Here is a 15,836-nt window from a genome sequence, read left to right on the forward strand (position 1 = left end):
GACATCTTTGATGCACTACCCAACTATTTTTAACAAAAGTATTTTGGAAGTGGCTGGAAGAACTGATATTTTGCGACAATATGAAAATATTAGCCTTACATTTATCCCCGTTCATAGTCTATGCCTCGGCGCGGGGTATGAACATTGATCAGATAATTGATAAAAAGAGGTTACGGAAGGTGTTTGACAAAACAGACGAATATATTGAATCTGAAGATTTTTATGATGTATTACAAGAGATACAATCAACTTTGGGCATCGAACGGCTGGGTGTAAATACCGGAAATTTCTGTAAACTCAGTTCCTTGGGGGTAGTCCATCAGATTTCTTTACAATGCATAACAATGCAAGAAGCACTTTATTATCTAAGGGACTTTATAGTTATGACTTTCCCTATAATGACGCTTGAGATTCAACAAACCGGCAATAGGACAAACATAGAATTGGACTTAAAGGGCGAGACATGTGGTGTAAAAAGTATCATCTTGGAATGCTACCTTGCCATTATCTCCAGAGAAATCCAGCTTATGAGTGTGCGATCGGTGGATATCCATATCACCATTCCAAGCCATAATCCATTGTATCCTTATGGCACCACCTATGTCGAAAAGTACATACTATCATTTCCTGCGGTGGAACTAAAAGCTGCCATAAAGCGCTATCAAAGACTTCATTTTGATTATCTGATACCTCAATATCTAGTCCTAGTTTCAACCATAAAAGACAATCGGTATTTAGTGGGCAGGGTTAAGACCACTCTATTGCAGATGGCCACCCCTGAACTACCTGGCCTAAATGAGGTGGCCGACATATTTTGTACAACCCCACGAACACTACAGCGGGCTTTGGCCAAAGAAGGAATGACCTTTAGGGAAATTCTCAACGAGCTGAAAAAGCAGATTTCGGTGCTCTTGCTCAGCCATGAACCCTACATGGTCAAGGACATCAGTTATCTATTAGGCTATTCGGAGACTGCCGCATTTGCTCGGGCTTTTCATAAGTGGTATGGGCAGACCCCCAGTGAGTATATTCGACTAAAGACCTTTTAATTTTCAAACTGACGATCTACACCATCCCTATCCCATCGGGCTACCAGTGAATACCTGAAAATGTTCCAATTGTACACGAAAAGGATGGCTTCAAAACGATTCAAATGAATACAGGGAAAATGAAAACCTTGCAAATCATACAATTAACAAGATTTTGATACCTCTTGAAAAGGGGTTCGTCGGGGTGGCAAAATGTTATCAAACTATGCTATGTTTTTAATAATCAATAAGTTGTATTTTATTAGATTTATCTGATACCCGATACCCGATAACCGAATAGGTAACTTATTTGATAAGAATTTTTGTTTTTATTTACCTTTTTAAACGTTGGTAAATACACAATTTCTATTAAAGGAGCATAAATAAAATTCAGTTTCAGGACGGGCCAAAATGAAGCGCAATGATTAGTATAAAAGCAGTAGTAGATTAAAACGCACTTGCTTTTTGGATAAAAATATACTTATATAAATGCAAATCCGGCGCGAGTTTGCACCCGAATCTCTATAACTTTTAGACATTGTGGTGCGTTCGCTTTTCTTCCGTTTAGTTTGGGGAATTTAGACCAAGTTTATTTCCTTCGGTGTCTAAAAACAAAGCAAAAAAACCACTTTCATCTGCATGAGCTGTTTTTGGAACAATAATTTTTCCACCGTTTTCTTCAACTTTGTCAAGAATGGTTTGAAGATTATCTCCGCCATTTAGATATATTGTTATTCCGGTAGCGGAGGGGTTGTATCCTTCCCCTTTAATTATTACTCCTGTAACCATTTGTTCTTCGTAGGGGAATATCCCCATTTCCATTCCTGGCATTTCCATTTTATCAATGTTTATGTCTAGAATTACTTGATAAAAATCGATTGCTCGTATAATATCCGTTGCTGGAATTTCAAAAAGGGAAATAAAACTGTTCATATCATTCGTGTTTTTTCTGACCGGTAAATCTTGCTTTTCTGTTTCAGAGTTTGACTTGTTATGACCGCTATAAGCCATAAATCCAACGACAAGCAGAATAGAGGTGCTTAGTAGTATTCTTTTCATTTATATTGAATAAATTGATACTACAAAATTATCTTCAATAGTAGAATTGAAATTGTAAAAATGCGACACTTTAATGCTATTTGTAGAATAGGGTAGAAAGAGCCATATTTTCATTTCCTAAAAACTCTTTTGGAGTAGTTCCGATAAATTCTTTAAAGTCTTTAATGAAATGTGCTTGATCGAAGTATTCACTTTCATAAGCTATTCTGGTTAGGTTTTCATCGTCATTAAGTAACATTTTTAAAGCTGTTTGCAAACGCAATACCTTACCTAACTGCTTTGGGCTAATACCAATCTGCTTTTTAAAGTTTCTTTCTAGTTGTCTTCTTTTTGATAAATCCCCTTTCAAAATTTGATTTATTGAGGTACTTCCATTAGTGGCAAGAAGAGTGTTCACAGTTGTTTTTACTAAGTTTTCAATAGTTTTACCCTGGTTGAGTTTGTTTAAAAGAAATGTTTCAATAATTTCAATACGTTTTTGAGTACTAGTTGCTTGAATAATCTTTTGTTCTAACTCTTTTGCAGGAATCTCTCCAAACAGACTTTCGATTGGCGTTTGAACGTCCACCAAATTTTCAAGAGGAGTACATATAAAGTTAGCGAATCCATATGGATAAAAGCAAATTGCAAATGAGTTAACATTTCCTAAAGGTTCTATATAATAAGACTTTGTTCTTTGCCCCATTACCATAGAATTAGGGTGCACTATAAATTTATTTTCAGATATATACCGCTTAATCTTATCTTCAAGATTAAAAGTCATTTCAATACACCCATCGGGAATAATTTTTTGCTTCTGATTACTTGGATCAAAGGGGACTTCCAAAGTCCAATAAAATTTAACCAAAGCACTTAAGTCGGGGTGCGGTTGAAATGTTTGATAGTCTATTAATAATTTGTTTTTATTTAGTGACATACAACGTTTTGGATATACACAGTTGCGCCGCCTAGGCTGGTTTATCCAAAAATACTCAAACGATGATCAATATCACAGACCACCCAAGTTGGAAAACAAACAACTAGAACATTGGGAGGGTAGGCAAGAGTAAGCAATTGGGTATCGCCATTATTGGCAACGGTTATTTTACATATTATCATTAAGTCTAATCTACCTAAGTCTAACTTTTGGATTTCAGCAATATCAAGAGTTCATCCTCCGGTAAAATTTTCAAAACCGGATGTTACTTTTCTTTTTTCTTACCTAATGAAACCTTATAGTCATCTATGCTCCCTTTGATCTTTAGATTGAGATACTTTATTTTTTCGTTAGGATCTACTTCTACAATCTCATCTTCTTGCTCCTCATAAATAGCAGCATCTTTCTTACTTTTAAATAATTTTTGCCAAGCAGCTTTTCTCACAGTTTTCCAAGGAATACGTATATAATAATCGATATTTTGATTACTATCATGCATACCAGACAGTTCTATATGACCCAAAGTAGATTCGATCGTCATAGCCGGAATAGTAATTTTACCTTTCTTTATACGTAAGCTATTTTGTAAGGTGTCGAACCGAATGTTTTGCAAGTTTTTAGCTCCCATATAGTCCGAAAGCGCCAGCATTGGATTGTAATTTTTTAATTTCCCATTTAATACTTTTACGTCCATTTCTATAGTTGATTGGTCCAGATCTGGCACCATATCCGGGTATACTCTAATCTTACCTTTAATTCTAGAGGTGAGTTTCCCTTGTAAATTTTCGGAAACGAGATGGTCTTGCCCAAAATTTTCGAATTTGAATAGCAATTTATCCAAATCAACATTGTTCATCACCAAATCAGGTTGCATATAGATATGTTTCGGATCGCTACCATTAAAATATCCACTTAATCGAATATTTCCTCCTGCAGCATCCATATGCAACGTATCTATATAAATGTAATGGTTGGGGGTTGTTCTTACATCTGCTTTGATATTTTGAAGATCTATTCTATGGTACATAAAGTGAGCGATGTCTGCTTTAAATTGCATATCTGTAAATGGCAACTCATATAAATTGAAGGCCTCTGCATGTTCTTTCACATCCGCAGTTTTCGAAGTCACAATTGCTGTTGGTTTTGGCGGACTTAAATCGAAATTAAAAAGAGCATCAAAGTCGATATAATTTGCCTTTACTGCCAGATAATTATCTCTTTTCTTTATCTGCTGATCTTCCCCCAGATAATAGTTTAAATCGAAATTAAAATTGGTGGATCCTATTTCTCCATGAAAGTCTTTTATAACGATGTGCTGGTCTTCATAATGTATGTTTCCTCTAAAATCATGAAAGCGAAGCGGATGCAATTTCATTTTTGTATCTAACTTGTCTAAAGCAAGATCGATAGAATGTAAAGCAGAATCTTTATAATGCATACCAGCCGCAAAATGCAATGCCAAATCATCAAACGCTTCATGTCTATACTCTTCTGGAACATAATTTTCTCCCTTATACGAAAAAACATCTTCTAGCCTTAATTTCTTAGAAGTAAGGTTGATATCTAAATCTACATCTCCGTTAAGTTGGGGTTGCATCCAAAAAGCATAATCATGTATGAGCCCGTCAAAATGAAAATCGCTATCATCTATATACCCCGTAAAATCTATTATGTTTAAGTCTTTATCATCGATTAGCACATCGGCATGAAAATCATGTAGTTTATGCGGATAATGCTTCAAGTCTGCGTGTAAACTATCGATAAAAAATTCGCCTTTCGGTAAATACTCAGATTCTGTAAAATCTTTCGCAGAAGCTTTAAAAGAAAGCCCCAGGCTTAGGTCTTTTATTTGTTCATCGACACCAGTTTGGGTAGTGTCTTGTTTTGAAAAACGGGTTAATTGGGCAATATCTAAATACTTAGAGGTAATATCTAAATGGGCTTCTACCGGGATGTTGGTATGATGTACAATTGCTGGTAAGTCTGAAAGAAAACCACTTATCGATAGATCTGAATTTCCCACCAGCATTTCAAACTGTTTCAGGGTCGCTTCTTTGCCATTCATTACCAAATGTACATTCAGATCATGCAGGGGAGCGGCAAGTTCTTTGGCAATTAAACTCAAGTCTTTTACAATCAATTCTGTAAAGTACGCTTGATTGAGTTTTTGTAATGCCTTTTCGGGCTCGTCGATATCTATAATATCATGAAAATTCATTTTCAGCGAAACCTCTCCTGAGGCCTCTTGTACTCGCTCTAGTTCAAAAAATTCTGCAATAAAATCGAGATTGAAATTCGAGTTTATTTGCATATCCACTTCTGGGGATTCAAAATTTTTCACAAAAATAGAACCTTCAAACTCTCCCTTTTCTAAAGACGCAGTCATATCGGTTAGCGAAAATTCCATGGTACTAGCATCTCTATTTTTTCCATTCGTAAAATGACCGTTGAAGCCCATGTTATCAATCTTTTTCGCTTTTTTGGTATTTTCTAAAAAGGCTTTTCCGGCCCCAAATTTGGCATTGATAAAAGGTCTGTTTCCTTTGTTAGCTGGTCCTTGGATACTCGCATTAAAATAGATTTCGCCAGCATTTTTGTATTTTTCTAATACGGGTATTACATCTGCTGGAGCAAATGCAATAAGCATATCAAAATTGGGCTTTGTTCCTTTTATAGAAAGATCAAGGTCTACATCATTCTTGGTGTCTATGGATCCTTCTAACTCAAAATCACCATTTTCCATGACAATACCTGAGGGTGATATGTCTAGAATGCCCGTATATTCATTAAATACCAGGTCTGTATGAATTTCAAAATGTTTTTTATGGATAAAGGTGGTGTCTCCATCTTTTATCACATTTAATTCAAGATCTGTATCTATATGCCCAGCGATGATACTATCTTTTTGGCTAAAACCACCTTTACCAGTGTATATAAATTTTTCGACATCTGTATTCGTAGCTTCATCTAAGGTGTGGATATCTAGATTTTTAAGTTTAATTTTTTTCAGATGAATATTGGTGGAGGGTGTTTCTGTTTCAGAAGTGCTTGTTAAGGAGTTTTGAATATTCGTGGTATTATTTTCATGAATCACAATATTAAAAACACCTTCTTCTACTACTAAAGACTGAATATCATAATTTCCTTTCGCCATATCCCATAGGTTAAAACCTATGTATATGTCTTTTACATCCATGATGATGGGCGCATTGTCTTCTTTGGTTTCAAAAATTCGCACGTCATCAACTTTTATAGAGATGTATGGAAAGTTGCCAAAAAGAGATAATTTACTCTTGCCAACACTAATAAGACCTTTGTGTTCTTTGTTTAGGGTTGCGATCTCCTCTTTAATAATTTCAGATTGGTTGCTCTGAATATATAGCATTAGGCCTCCAACTACTAAAATTGGAACTAAGATTAGTGCTAATAAAATTCGTTTCCAGAATTTTTTAATCTTCAAAGTAGATGTCTTTAGGGTTAGAACAGGTATTTGACTTTAAAAGTAACGAATTAGTATGAAAAAATATTATTTAGGATATGATTTAGTTTTTGGGTGAACCGCATTTATCGATTAGATATTTTAAAGTTTTAAATAATTTAGAATATGTAAAGCCATTTCTTCTTAAAACATCGATCTGTTCTGTAGCATTTATTAGCTATGTTCTATACACGTTATTGACAAATCGTTTTTATTTTTTAACTAACTATCTTTTCCATTTTATAATCCTCAACAGAATGTCCATTCGGGAACGAGTTTACAATCGATTCCATAATTTTAAATCCGTTTCTTAGATAAATGTCAATCGTATTCTGGTTTTGTTGATTAACAATTAGCTCAATTTTTTCAATTCCGTTATCCGTTGCAAATCTGTTAACATATTCTAAGGCTGTTTTTCCGATTTTTAGCCCTCGAAACGATTCCAAAATATAGAGTTTACTCAAAATCAGTTTTTCATTAAGTTTTTGAATCCCTAAATATCCAACATTTCTAGTGTCAAAATTTAAGAGAAAATAGCTGAAATTCTCATTTTCAATTTGATTTCTAATTGCATTTTCCGATTGGAATTCCATTAAGAAATAGTCGGTATGTTCGGCCGGAATTATTGGGTCATAAACTTCGTGTAAAATTTCAGCAGCCAATTTTTCTATGATTTTAAATTCAGTTGAATTATCAACTTGTTTAATCTCAATCATCATTTTTTTCAAATGTTTACAATGTTTAGTATAAGAATAGTAGATGATTACGGAGCATTCGCTTTCAATTTACAATAAAGTTGAAGCGAGCCAAAATGCTTTAATTGACTGCTGTATCGGCTATTATTTTATACATTGTTACCAAAGGTATGTACAATTAGTATCAAAATTATGAATGCTAAATTTATTGTTTCTTCTTAAAAATCAACTGGCCGTACTTTATTAATAACTTCTGTGCTCACCCAATAAAAGTTTGATATCTCTCCTTCTTCGTTATATCTACCAAAGAATAAATATTTGCCATCTGGAGTGATACTAGGGCATGTTTCGGCGAAATTAGAATTTACTTCATCTCCAAGGTTAATGGGTTGTGACCATCCACCGTCTTTCTTCTTAAAATAGACATAAATATCGCTTTTTCTTTGGTCATCTTCTTTGTTTCGAGCATTTACTACTAAATAATCTTGAGATGGAGAGATAAAACCGTGAAAACCAAATTCAATTCCAACTTCTTGTACTTGGGGGAATTTGCCATTTTTATTAGGTGCATAATACATTTTTCGTTTTGACACATTTGTATAAAAAAGATCTCCGTTTTTCGCTTGATTAGGATAAAAAACGAAATCTTCATTTACAGGGGAATCAAGTAGTATTGCGTTACTCCAAGAATTCTCAAGACGGTTTACATACCAAGTTTTAACTGATTCTTTATGGTGAGGCAATGTAAATGCGTCATGAGCTGCAAAATAAATCTTATCCCCATTAGAATTCACAAATGGATGCATTTCTCCAACTTTTTTGCCCTTTGTGAAATTTGTTTTTTTAGGATTTGTCCATTTTTGGCCTTCTAGTTTTGAAAAATATATACTTGGGTCTTCGTCTTTTTTATTAGCTGAAAAATATACTTCATTTAAATCAGGAGAAAACGAAATGGCATGTTCGTATCTTCCATTTAATGAAATAATACCAGGAGCAAAAATTTCAGGAATTAAGCCTGGTAGTTTTTGCCCATGATAGAGGCTTTCTATTGTTGGTGAATCATTGTTTTTTGAGTTCTGTTTTTTAGTATTACAAGCATTTAAAAGTAGTAGCAATACAAGTATTAATAATATGGCATTGTAATTTCTCATTGTTCAATTTTTTCTAATGTTTAGTAACGGTTGGTGTATGGTTTCGTTGTGGAATTACCCGCCAGAACCATTCTGCGAGAACCCAACACTGGTTTAAGATATGAATTTCCGGTAAGAAATTACGCCACAATGAATTATAGGCGTTGTTGTGGCTAGTGTTTTTTTATTTTTTTAATTCATACTCGGCGATTTGAAGTCCGTTGTCAAATTGATTACTTTCTATCAATTTCCAGTTTGCATTTGTTTTCGAATTTCCAAAAATCTTTACGCCTCCACCTAGAATAATTGGGTTGATTTTTAATTTCAGCAGGTCAATTTGTCTATTATCAAGTAGCCATCCAGCAAAATCTCCACCTCCACATAAATAAACATCAGTTGTGGAGTTTTCTTTGATTTCATTTATACGGTCAATACTTGGTTTCTCAATATGGACTGAATCATGTAGGTTTTCCAAATGCAATGAATTTGAAAATATGTAATGTTCCATATGTGGATATGCGGGTTGTCCGGGTTCAAGTCCGTAGTTATACCCGAATTCATATGTTTTTCTACCCATGATAACAGTATTAAAACTTTTCAAATCACTTAAATACTGTTCCACTCCATTACCATCAACCACAAAATTGCTAATATCATCGTTTGGTCCAGAAATAAACCCATCTAATGAAGTCGCTACGTAATAAATAATTTTTGACATTTCAATTTAGTTTTTACTATTTACCAGTTTTGGAATTAGCCACAACGTCTCGGCTATGGTTAGTATGGGAATTAAAAGTAGTGAACTTTCGATTAAGCTCTTTAGTCAAATCTTTTAATTTATAAAGTAAATCAAAAGATTTGTTCGACTTGGTTTAAAGTTTTAAACTTAGGAATAAGCACCAAACCCATATTAACTATAATTATTGTTACCTGCTGCAATTTTCTATCCCACAAAAGTTGAATGATTATTTCTTGGGTCATACTGAATTTCTAAGTCTGAACCATTCCAAATTGCTTCACAACTTTCAAAGCGGTATGTGTCACCTTGCCAACTTGCACCAATATAATCTTCGATTAAATCTTCAATAAAAACTCTTTCGCCAATTTTAATGTCTTTGGGAATTAAATAAGCTGCGAATGGATGTTCGAAATAATGCGGATAAAAATACGTCCATTCAATTACTCGTTCAAATTCTTTATTAGCCCCCGAATAAATATCTACTCGGTGATCTCTAATGACTTCAATTTCTCCTGTCTTCTTATTCTGAACTACAGAATAGCATGAGCGTATTTCATCAGAAGGCTCGACCTTTTTTATGATTGGTTTAAGTCCATTTTTTGCAGCCTTATTAATACTATCTATATCTCGTACAGTCTTAATTATACGCAAACCTTTTGAGCTTTTATTTCCGTTCCCAAATGCCATTTTATATTATTTTTATGTTGTGCTGATTTAAGTCTATTTTTAAACACGTGTTGGGATTTAATTTGACTATAGTTAAAAGCTCGTCATCTGATAGAAATTCTGAATCAACAATGAAGTGGTCGCAATTTAAGCATTTCCGCATATTAGAGTTGGTTCTTTCTAATTTATCCCAATTCATTTTATATGGACAATTCATTCTTTTAATGAATTCACCTTTGTCAGTATTAACTTCTTTTTTTATTGGGTTAAATTTAATTGTTTTGTGTCTTTATTTGGTTGTAGGTAACGTTTAATATATGTGTCGTAGCAGGGCAAATTGTTACATTGCTTTTTGGTTTTTCCCTGCCTACCTACCTGGCGGATGGCAGGAATACAACAAGTATTGGATTCATCATTTAGCTGTTATGATCATATATAGTGTTACCCACAGTTCGCTTATTCTTCATTTTCTAACCTGAGTGTTTTAACCACATTATAATTCCAGAACCCCCTTTTAATTCCAACAATGGCTTTTCTTGTATGTATTGCATTCTTTGAGCGTGAATGATGCAAAGTATTTTTTTTTATTATCCCATCAAATTCTATCGAAATTCTTGGGTTTAGTACGCTTGATCTTCTTCTTCCATTTTGTTTAGTTCCGTGAACCAAGGATAAGTCTGATATATAATACTCTTTAGTTATTACAGGTTCAGAAGATAAAAAATCATTACTCTCCATAAAGACAAATGCAACAATTAGCCCAATTCCTAAATTGTGAAAAAGAGACCATTTAAGTCCTAGTTTGATTTTATAAAATTTTTTAAAGACAAGCGTAGAGATAATACTTGTGATAACCACAATTGTTAAAAGCAATTCAATTGGAATCCAGTTCCTTTCCAAACCTTGATATAAAATCCAACCAACTAAAAGTCCAACAATTAAAATATTTTGATAATTGACATTCCCTAAAGATCTAACTTTAAAAAGACGAAAAAAATCTAAGGTTTTAAATAAAAAATTCAATTCAGATTTCGTGTTTTATAATTTTGGGTAACGTTGTGTATAAGATTAGTTGTGTTGTTTAATAAACTAATTTAGTAAATACAAACCGAAAAGAAAATTCGTGAGGGTTTTCGAAAGTAGGCTTGCACTAGCAATTAATTTTATATGCTGTTGTAACTAGTTTTTTTACGAATATTGAACTTCTACACCTATATTTTCAAGTTCTTTTTTTAATTCAGGGTTTTCATTAGCAAAAAGAGTTATTCTTTTTAAATTCGGAAAATGTTTTATGTCTTTCGAAGATTTAATGTCAAAACGTCCATCTTCGATGTTTCCAAACGGTGTGATTTGATAATATATACTACAAGCATCGTCTTGAAATAGTTCTGTTACATGATGAACTAAATTTTTATCAATTTTTAGTTGTTTAAAATATTCTTCGGCTTCTTGGATATTATTTTCTCCTTCGGCCCAAGTGTTAATTTTTCTATTCTTATGCCTTTTAACAAATTCATCAAGATAAAATATGGGTTCAATGAGTCTCTTAGAGTACATTAAAAATTCTATTACAGCTAATTTAAAATTGAAGTCTTCAAATTGAATGAACTCTCCGTCAAATTCTTTTAGTTTATATAAATCTGGATTTTCAACTTCAGGTTCTGGTATAACTGGTTGAATAAGAGAATGTGCAATGATATTATTTGCTGAATCTGAATTTAATACCTCTAGATTACCAAACTTTTTTTTATCAAAATATTTAATTTCATTATGAGGTTTTCCGTCAATAAAATATTCGCCAGAATATGTATTTATAGGATGTTGTATTAATGAATTATCTGCAAATGTAATATATAAACCGCTTACAATATTATCTTCTAAAACAGTACAGCTAAAACCTAAATCGTCCCAGTAATATGTAATCTTTTCTGTAAAAGAATAATTTCCAATGATGGAGATTAGTTCTTCTAATTTGAATGGAAAAATTAATGTATTTCCATTAATAATAATACTATTTTGCTCAATTTCTATTTTCATAATTTAGCTACAACGGTCTCGTATAACCGCCAGTTACGGTTTAATATGCGTTAATTTTCGGTTTGGCACAGACATTAGCAATTCTGAGTGGATTCGGACGTGGTCGAATCCGCCGTAATTGCGGTTATACATTGTTAGCCACAGTTTTTCTATTATAGGTTTTCGACAATTTGAATGTTATTTCCGCAAGTGTCGTTAAAAACTGCAAACTTTACTGTTCCCATTACAGTTGGTTTTACACTAAATTCAACATTGAGTTTTGTCAGTCTTTCATATTCGGCATCAACATTGTCAACATCAAATTGAGTGTAAGGGAATCCTGCTTCCATTAAGGCATCTTGAAAGACTTTACAGGGTTCGAAATGATTAGGAGCTGGTTCCAATAATAATTCTGGCCCATCTTGCCATTCTGGTGAAACTAGCGTTAACCATCTATTTCCACCCTCTAATGGCGCATCTTTCTTTATTATGAAACCTAATTTTTCAGTATAAAATTTTAAGGCTTTTTCTTGGTCTCTTACAGGAATACTAATTAATGTTACTTTCATCTTTTATATTTATTATTCATATTCCAAAGTTCAGAATTCTTAATCTAATTTGCTTATCGAAACTTGCTCTTTTTGAAATACACTAGGTGACTTTCCCGTTTTAGTTTTGAACAATTTACTAAACGACCCTAAACTTTCAAATCCAACTGCAAAACAAGTTTCTGTAACTGTCATTCCATTTTTCAAATTTTCTTTTGATTTTTCAATTCGTTTGTCAATTAGGTATTGTTTTGGTGTAAGACCATAGTACCTCTTGAAAAGTCGTTGTAAATGATATTTTGAAGTAAAACGTATATGAGATAGAAAATCTAATTTTAAATTATTCTCAAAATTATTATCAATGAAATGACGTGTTTCTATAACAGTATTAATCTGTTTCTCATTCGAGTAACAAATGTTTTTAATATGGTTTAATTTTTCTTTGTAGAATGTCATTTCAAATTGATTCCGATTTTTTTGGTCAAATTTTGGCTAACGGTCTTGTGTATGAGCAGTAGCGGATTTATTGCACTACTTTTTAGTTTACAATATACCTTAATTAAATGAAAAAGCGGCTTGAATTATCACTCAAACCGCTATTGCTTAAACACTGTGTTGTAACCAGTACTTTATTTTGTTTTTTGATATGCTTCTTTTATCCATTCCATAAGTTCATAATCTACGTCTTCTATTGAGTTTAATCTTACTCTATGAGTACACATTGCTCCAAATGGACCAGACTTTTCAAGACGTTCAGTAAGTTCTTTATCTTTTAGTTTTAATCCTAAATCAATGCGTGTTTTTGTTGTAGGCTTTACTAAAGTGAATTGCCTTTTTCTTATAAAACTCACACTATCTTTTTTAGGCGTTATTGTTATGTCATTTCCTAATTTCTTGATTTCAGATAGAAGTTTTTCATAAATTGGTTTTAAGTTTTCTTTTCCTTTATATTGATTTGTCAATAAGTCTATGTCGTTCATTGAACCAGCATCAGACTTTCTTGATTTGAGAGATACAAAATTTGCAAACCCGTAAGTAAAACCGTGTTCAGATTTTAAGAAGTCAATAATCGCTTTATGCTTTTCAATTTTAGATTCCTTCACAATTTTAACCCAATAGTCAAGTGGTTTTCCTGTTTTTTCTAATAGTCCTTTTTCCATAACTATATATTTTTACCAAGCTCCTAAAATAATGCCCATTAAGGTTAATGACACTATGCAATATCCTGCATTGATTAAATATGCTTTAAATGACTTCATTTCAAATAAATACAAAATCCCTAACATTGTAGCAACCCATCCAAAACCTGCAAAAAAACCTGCCAAAGCACCAAACATTAAATCTGCTTCTGCTCCTATAAACATTTCTAATATTAATGCTGCAATAAACGCTAAGAATAAAGATAAACCAAAGGTTTTAGGAATGCTTCTCTTTTTTAAATCTTCTTCCTTAAATCCAAATTCTTTCATCCAGCTTTTTCCGAAAACGGGGCCATACCAAATTCCTCCAACTAAAAATGATGAAATTGCGGCTACGATTACTGATAGCCAATTAATGTTTTCAAATGCAGTTACTAAATCCATAATTTTATTGTTTTTAAATTAAAGTACAATACTACTTTAATCTATCTTTTATGGATAGTAAAAAATTAACCTTTCCTATCTAAAGGGAAGAAATTTTTCTCTTCATCTTTATGAAAGTTCTGTTGAATAAATTTTTGAGGGTTTATTCCTGAAAAGTGTTTAAATTCTTTTATAAAGTGAGATTGGTCTGCATACTCACATTGATAAGCAACTTGCGACCATTCTATTTTTTCTGATTGGTGTATTTGTTGCAAAATTTCGTTGAATCGTAAAATACGTTGGTAATATTTGGGTGTTAATCCCACATATTTTTTGAATTGGTCGATTAAGTGTTTCTGTGTTTTAGAATAGTTTTCAATAATCTTACTATAGTTGGCTACAGATTCAGTTTGTAATTTTTCTAAAACATTTAGTAATTCAGTTGAGGGTGTTTTTTCTTTATGAAATCTATTGATTAACCATTTTTCTGCGCTTTCAAATTTTTCTTCAGACGTTGGCTTTTTTAATATTTCTTTTCGTAATTTGAGTATTTCACTTCCAAATATTTTTTCAGCAGGTATTATTTTTTCGTTTAATTCTTGAATTGGTAAGTGTATAAATGGGTAAGCTCCAAATGGCTTAAACTGAATAACAAACATTTCTGATTTTTGATGAGCCGAAATTGAAATGTAATTTTTGTGCATTCCAGAAACCCAAACTTTTGTAAATGTATTGTTTGATTTTAATGTTTCATTATCAAAGGTGTTTCGCGTAAAACCGTCTAATTCAAAAATAATAAAAATATGACCAGTCGGAACTACTCGTTCAATTGAATGGTCAGGAACAAAATTTTTAAAATGAAATATAGATTCAATGTAGTTATTTATAGTTCCTTTTAGTTTGTGTGTTTCAAATATCATTGGTTTTTTTTCGTATTGGCTACAACGATTTTGTATAAGATTAGTGGTGTTGTTTAAGCACCTAATATAGCAAATACAAACCGAATAGAAAGTCCACGAGGATTCTCGTAAGTAGGCTTGTACTAGCAATTAATTTTATACACTGTTGTCATTTCGTTGAATTTTATTTCTCAGATTTCATTTGGTAAAATTCCTGTTTTTAAACATCATTATTTTAAACCATTGATAGTTTCAATCATGTATTTAGAAAAATTTGTTTCAGCTGTATTATATCCAACATGTTGTAATCTAATATTTTGTTCTTTATCTATTATCAATAAAGTTGGTAATCCCAATTGCTGAAATTTTAGTAATTTATAGATTTCACTATTATAGTCATATGCGAACTTAAATTTATACTCATGGTTTTTGATAAATTCCTTGAATTTTTCTGGAGTGTCACCACCTAAATCAGCATTTATAATATAAAAAACGACATCATCCCTTTCTTTAAATACCCTTTGTATTTTATCCAATTCCTTGAGCTCTTGGACGCAAGGTTTGCACCATGTTCCGAAGAAATCTAAAATCACGATTTTTCCTTTTAAAGTTTCAGAATCAATTACATTTCCTGACATTTCATTTATTGAAAACACAGGAAGTTGTTCAAACCTAGTCTGAGTTAAACGATTTTCTAAGTCTTTAGGAATTACTTTTATTGCCATAAACAACATTGTTATCGTTAATAATGCAAGGGATACTAGTATTTTTTGTTTATGATTTTTATAAAGTAATCCTAAAAAAGTTGTAGCAAAATATATTGGAACAAAGTACCATAATTCTGGGATTTCTTCTAAAACCAACAATATGAATACTAATAAATAAATCATTGTTATTAATAATGTCACTAGTAAAAAGTGTTTTTTGAAATTGGAGTTAATTAAACCCGCAACAAGAAATATAAAGGCTCCCAAAAATAGAAGTATTTGAAAGTTCATAGTAATTTTTAGCATTACTATAACCATAATAAGAGTTACCACTATTCCTGTTAAAAATGGTTTAAGGTATTTTTTTATAGTTGTCATTTTAAATTGTTTTAT

16 protein-coding genes are annotated in these 15,836 nt (G+C 32.3%); 1 reads left to right on the top strand and 15 read right to left on the bottom strand.

Annotated elements, in window-relative coordinates; translation table 11 throughout:
• Window positions 1-80: 80 nt before the first annotated feature.
• The gene (locus ABW637_RS19880; RefSeq protein ID WP_367586477.1) at window positions 81-1,049 is read left to right on the top strand and encodes a helix-turn-helix transcriptional regulator; all 969 of its coding nucleotides are present in this window, start codon (window positions 81-83) and stop codon (window positions 1,047-1,049) included.
• A 543-nt stretch (window positions 1,050-1,592) separates the two neighbouring features.
• On the opposite strand, the gene ABW637_RS19885 is transcribed toward ABW637_RS19880, so the two are convergent.
• The 15 genes from ABW637_RS19885 to ABW637_RS19955 form a co-directional block, all read right to left on the bottom strand.
• On the bottom strand, window positions 1,593-2,087 hold the full coding sequence (locus ABW637_RS19885; RefSeq protein ID WP_367586478.1) for a VOC family protein: 495 nt from the start codon (window positions 2,085-2,087) through the stop codon (window positions 1,593-1,595).
• A 76-nt stretch (window positions 2,088-2,163) separates the two neighbouring features.
• Window positions 2,164-3,003 (bottom strand): DUF6597 domain-containing transcriptional factor, encoded by an 840-nt coding sequence (locus ABW637_RS19890; protein ID WP_367586479.1) that lies wholly within the window; start codon window positions 3,001-3,003, stop codon window positions 2,164-2,166.
• Window positions 3,004-3,268: 265 nt separating this feature from the next.
• Window positions 3,269-6,463, bottom strand: a complete 3,195-nt coding sequence (locus ABW637_RS19895) for an AsmA-like C-terminal region-containing protein (protein ID WP_367586480.1) — start codon at window positions 6,461-6,463, stop codon at window positions 3,269-3,271.
• 236 nt (window positions 6,464-6,699) lie between these two features.
• Complete coding sequence (locus ABW637_RS19900) at window positions 6,700-7,200, bottom strand: GNAT family N-acetyltransferase (protein ID WP_367586481.1); 501 nt, start codon at window positions 7,198-7,200, stop codon at window positions 6,700-6,702.
• A 194-nt stretch (window positions 7,201-7,394) separates the two neighbouring features.
• On the bottom strand, window positions 7,395-8,327 hold the full coding sequence (locus tag ABW637_RS19905) for a hypothetical protein (RefSeq protein WP_367586482.1): 933 nt from the start codon (window positions 8,325-8,327) through the stop codon (window positions 7,395-7,397).
• A gap of 163 nt (window positions 8,328-8,490) precedes the next feature.
• Complete coding sequence (locus ABW637_RS19910) at window positions 8,491-9,024, bottom strand: dihydrofolate reductase family protein (protein WP_367586483.1); 534 nt, start codon at window positions 9,022-9,024, stop codon at window positions 8,491-8,493.
• A 225-nt stretch (window positions 9,025-9,249) separates the two neighbouring features.
• Window positions 9,250-9,732: a hypothetical protein gene (locus ABW637_RS19915; protein WP_367586484.1), complete on the bottom strand. Its 483-nt coding sequence runs from the start codon at window positions 9,730-9,732 to the stop codon at window positions 9,250-9,252.
• 435 nt (window positions 9,733-10,167) lie between these two features.
• Window positions 10,168-10,734, bottom strand: coding sequence for a hypothetical protein (locus ABW637_RS19920; protein WP_367586485.1), 567 nt, complete (start codon window positions 10,732-10,734; stop codon window positions 10,168-10,170).
• A gap of 165 nt (window positions 10,735-10,899) precedes the next feature.
• A complete protein-coding gene (locus tag ABW637_RS19925; protein ID WP_367586486.1) occupies window positions 10,900-11,748 on the bottom strand; it encodes a DUF6892 domain-containing protein in 849 nt (282 codons plus the stop codon).
• 152 nt (window positions 11,749-11,900) lie between these two features.
• Window positions 11,901-12,296: a VOC family protein gene (locus ABW637_RS19930; protein ID WP_367586487.1), complete on the bottom strand. Its 396-nt coding sequence runs from the start codon at window positions 12,294-12,296 to the stop codon at window positions 11,901-11,903.
• A 39-nt stretch (window positions 12,297-12,335) separates the two neighbouring features.
• The gene (locus ABW637_RS19935; protein ID WP_367586488.1) at window positions 12,336-12,731 is read right to left on the bottom strand and encodes a helix-turn-helix domain-containing protein; all 396 of its coding nucleotides are present in this window, start codon (window positions 12,729-12,731) and stop codon (window positions 12,336-12,338) included.
• Between the two features lie 173 nt (window positions 12,732-12,904).
• Window positions 12,905-13,435 carry a DUF5655 domain-containing protein gene (locus ABW637_RS19940; RefSeq protein WP_367586489.1) on the bottom strand — a complete coding sequence of 177 codons (531 nt, stop codon included), beginning with the start codon at window positions 13,433-13,435 and terminating at the stop codon, window positions 12,905-12,907.
• Between the two features lie 12 nt (window positions 13,436-13,447).
• Complete coding sequence (locus ABW637_RS19945; RefSeq protein ID WP_367586490.1) at window positions 13,448-13,858, bottom strand: DUF1761 domain-containing protein; 411 nt, start codon at window positions 13,856-13,858, stop codon at window positions 13,448-13,450.
• A 65-nt stretch (window positions 13,859-13,923) separates the two neighbouring features.
• Entirely contained in the window at window positions 13,924-14,757 is an 834-nt protein-coding gene (locus ABW637_RS19950; protein WP_367586491.1) for a DUF6597 domain-containing transcriptional factor, read from the bottom strand.
• 209 nt (window positions 14,758-14,966) lie between these two features.
• Entirely contained in the window at window positions 14,967-15,821 is an 855-nt protein-coding gene (locus ABW637_RS19955; protein WP_367586492.1) for a redoxin domain-containing protein, read from the bottom strand.
• Window positions 15,822-15,836 lie beyond the last annotated feature (15 nt).

This window comes from Aquimarina penaris (assembly GCF_040786285.1).
In the GTDB taxonomy this organism is placed as follows: Bacteria; Bacteroidota; Bacteroidia; order Flavobacteriales; family Flavobacteriaceae; genus Aquimarina.

Excerpts from the sequence above, each read along its gene's own strand:
- ABW637_RS19880 (WP_367586477.1), top strand. The coding sequence starts at position 81 with ATGAAAATATTAGCCTTACATTTATCCCCGTTCATAGTCTATGCCTCG.
- ABW637_RS19885 (WP_367586478.1), bottom strand. The coding sequence starts at position 2,087 with ATGAAAAGAATACTACTAAGCACCTCTATTCTGCTTGTCGTTGGATTT.
- ABW637_RS19890 (WP_367586479.1), bottom strand. The coding sequence starts at position 3,003 with ATGTCACTAAATAAAAACAAATTATTAATAGACTATCAAACATTTCAA.
- ABW637_RS19900 (WP_367586481.1), bottom strand. The coding sequence starts at position 7,200 with ATGATGATTGAGATTAAACAAGTTGATAATTCAACTGAATTTAAAATC.
- ABW637_RS19905 (WP_367586482.1), bottom strand. The coding sequence starts at position 8,327 with ATGAGAAATTACAATGCCATATTATTAATACTTGTATTGCTACTACTT.
- ABW637_RS19910 (WP_367586483.1), bottom strand. The coding sequence starts at position 9,024 with ATGTCAAAAATTATTTATTACGTAGCGACTTCATTAGATGGGTTTATT.
- ABW637_RS19915 (WP_367586484.1), bottom strand. The coding sequence starts at position 9,732 with ATGGCATTTGGGAACGGAAATAAAAGCTCAAAAGGTTTGCGTATAATT.
- ABW637_RS19925 (WP_367586486.1), bottom strand. The coding sequence starts at position 11,748 with ATGAAAATAGAAATTGAGCAAAATAGTATTATTATTAATGGAAATACA.
- ABW637_RS19930 (WP_367586487.1), bottom strand. The coding sequence starts at position 12,296 with ATGAAAGTAACATTAATTAGTATTCCTGTAAGAGACCAAGAAAAAGCC.
- ABW637_RS19935 (WP_367586488.1), bottom strand. The coding sequence starts at position 12,731 with ATGACATTCTACAAAGAAAAATTAAACCATATTAAAAACATTTGTTAC.
- ABW637_RS19940 (WP_367586489.1), bottom strand. The coding sequence starts at position 13,435 with ATGGAAAAAGGACTATTAGAAAAAACAGGAAAACCACTTGACTATTGG.
- ABW637_RS19945 (WP_367586490.1), bottom strand. The coding sequence starts at position 13,858 with ATGGATTTAGTAACTGCATTTGAAAACATTAATTGGCTATCAGTAATC.
- ABW637_RS19950 (WP_367586491.1), bottom strand. The coding sequence starts at position 14,757 with ATGATATTTGAAACACACAAACTAAAAGGAACTATAAATAACTACATT.
- ABW637_RS19955 (WP_367586492.1), bottom strand. The coding sequence starts at position 15,821 with ATGACAACTATAAAAAAATACCTTAAACCATTTTTAACAGGAATAGTG.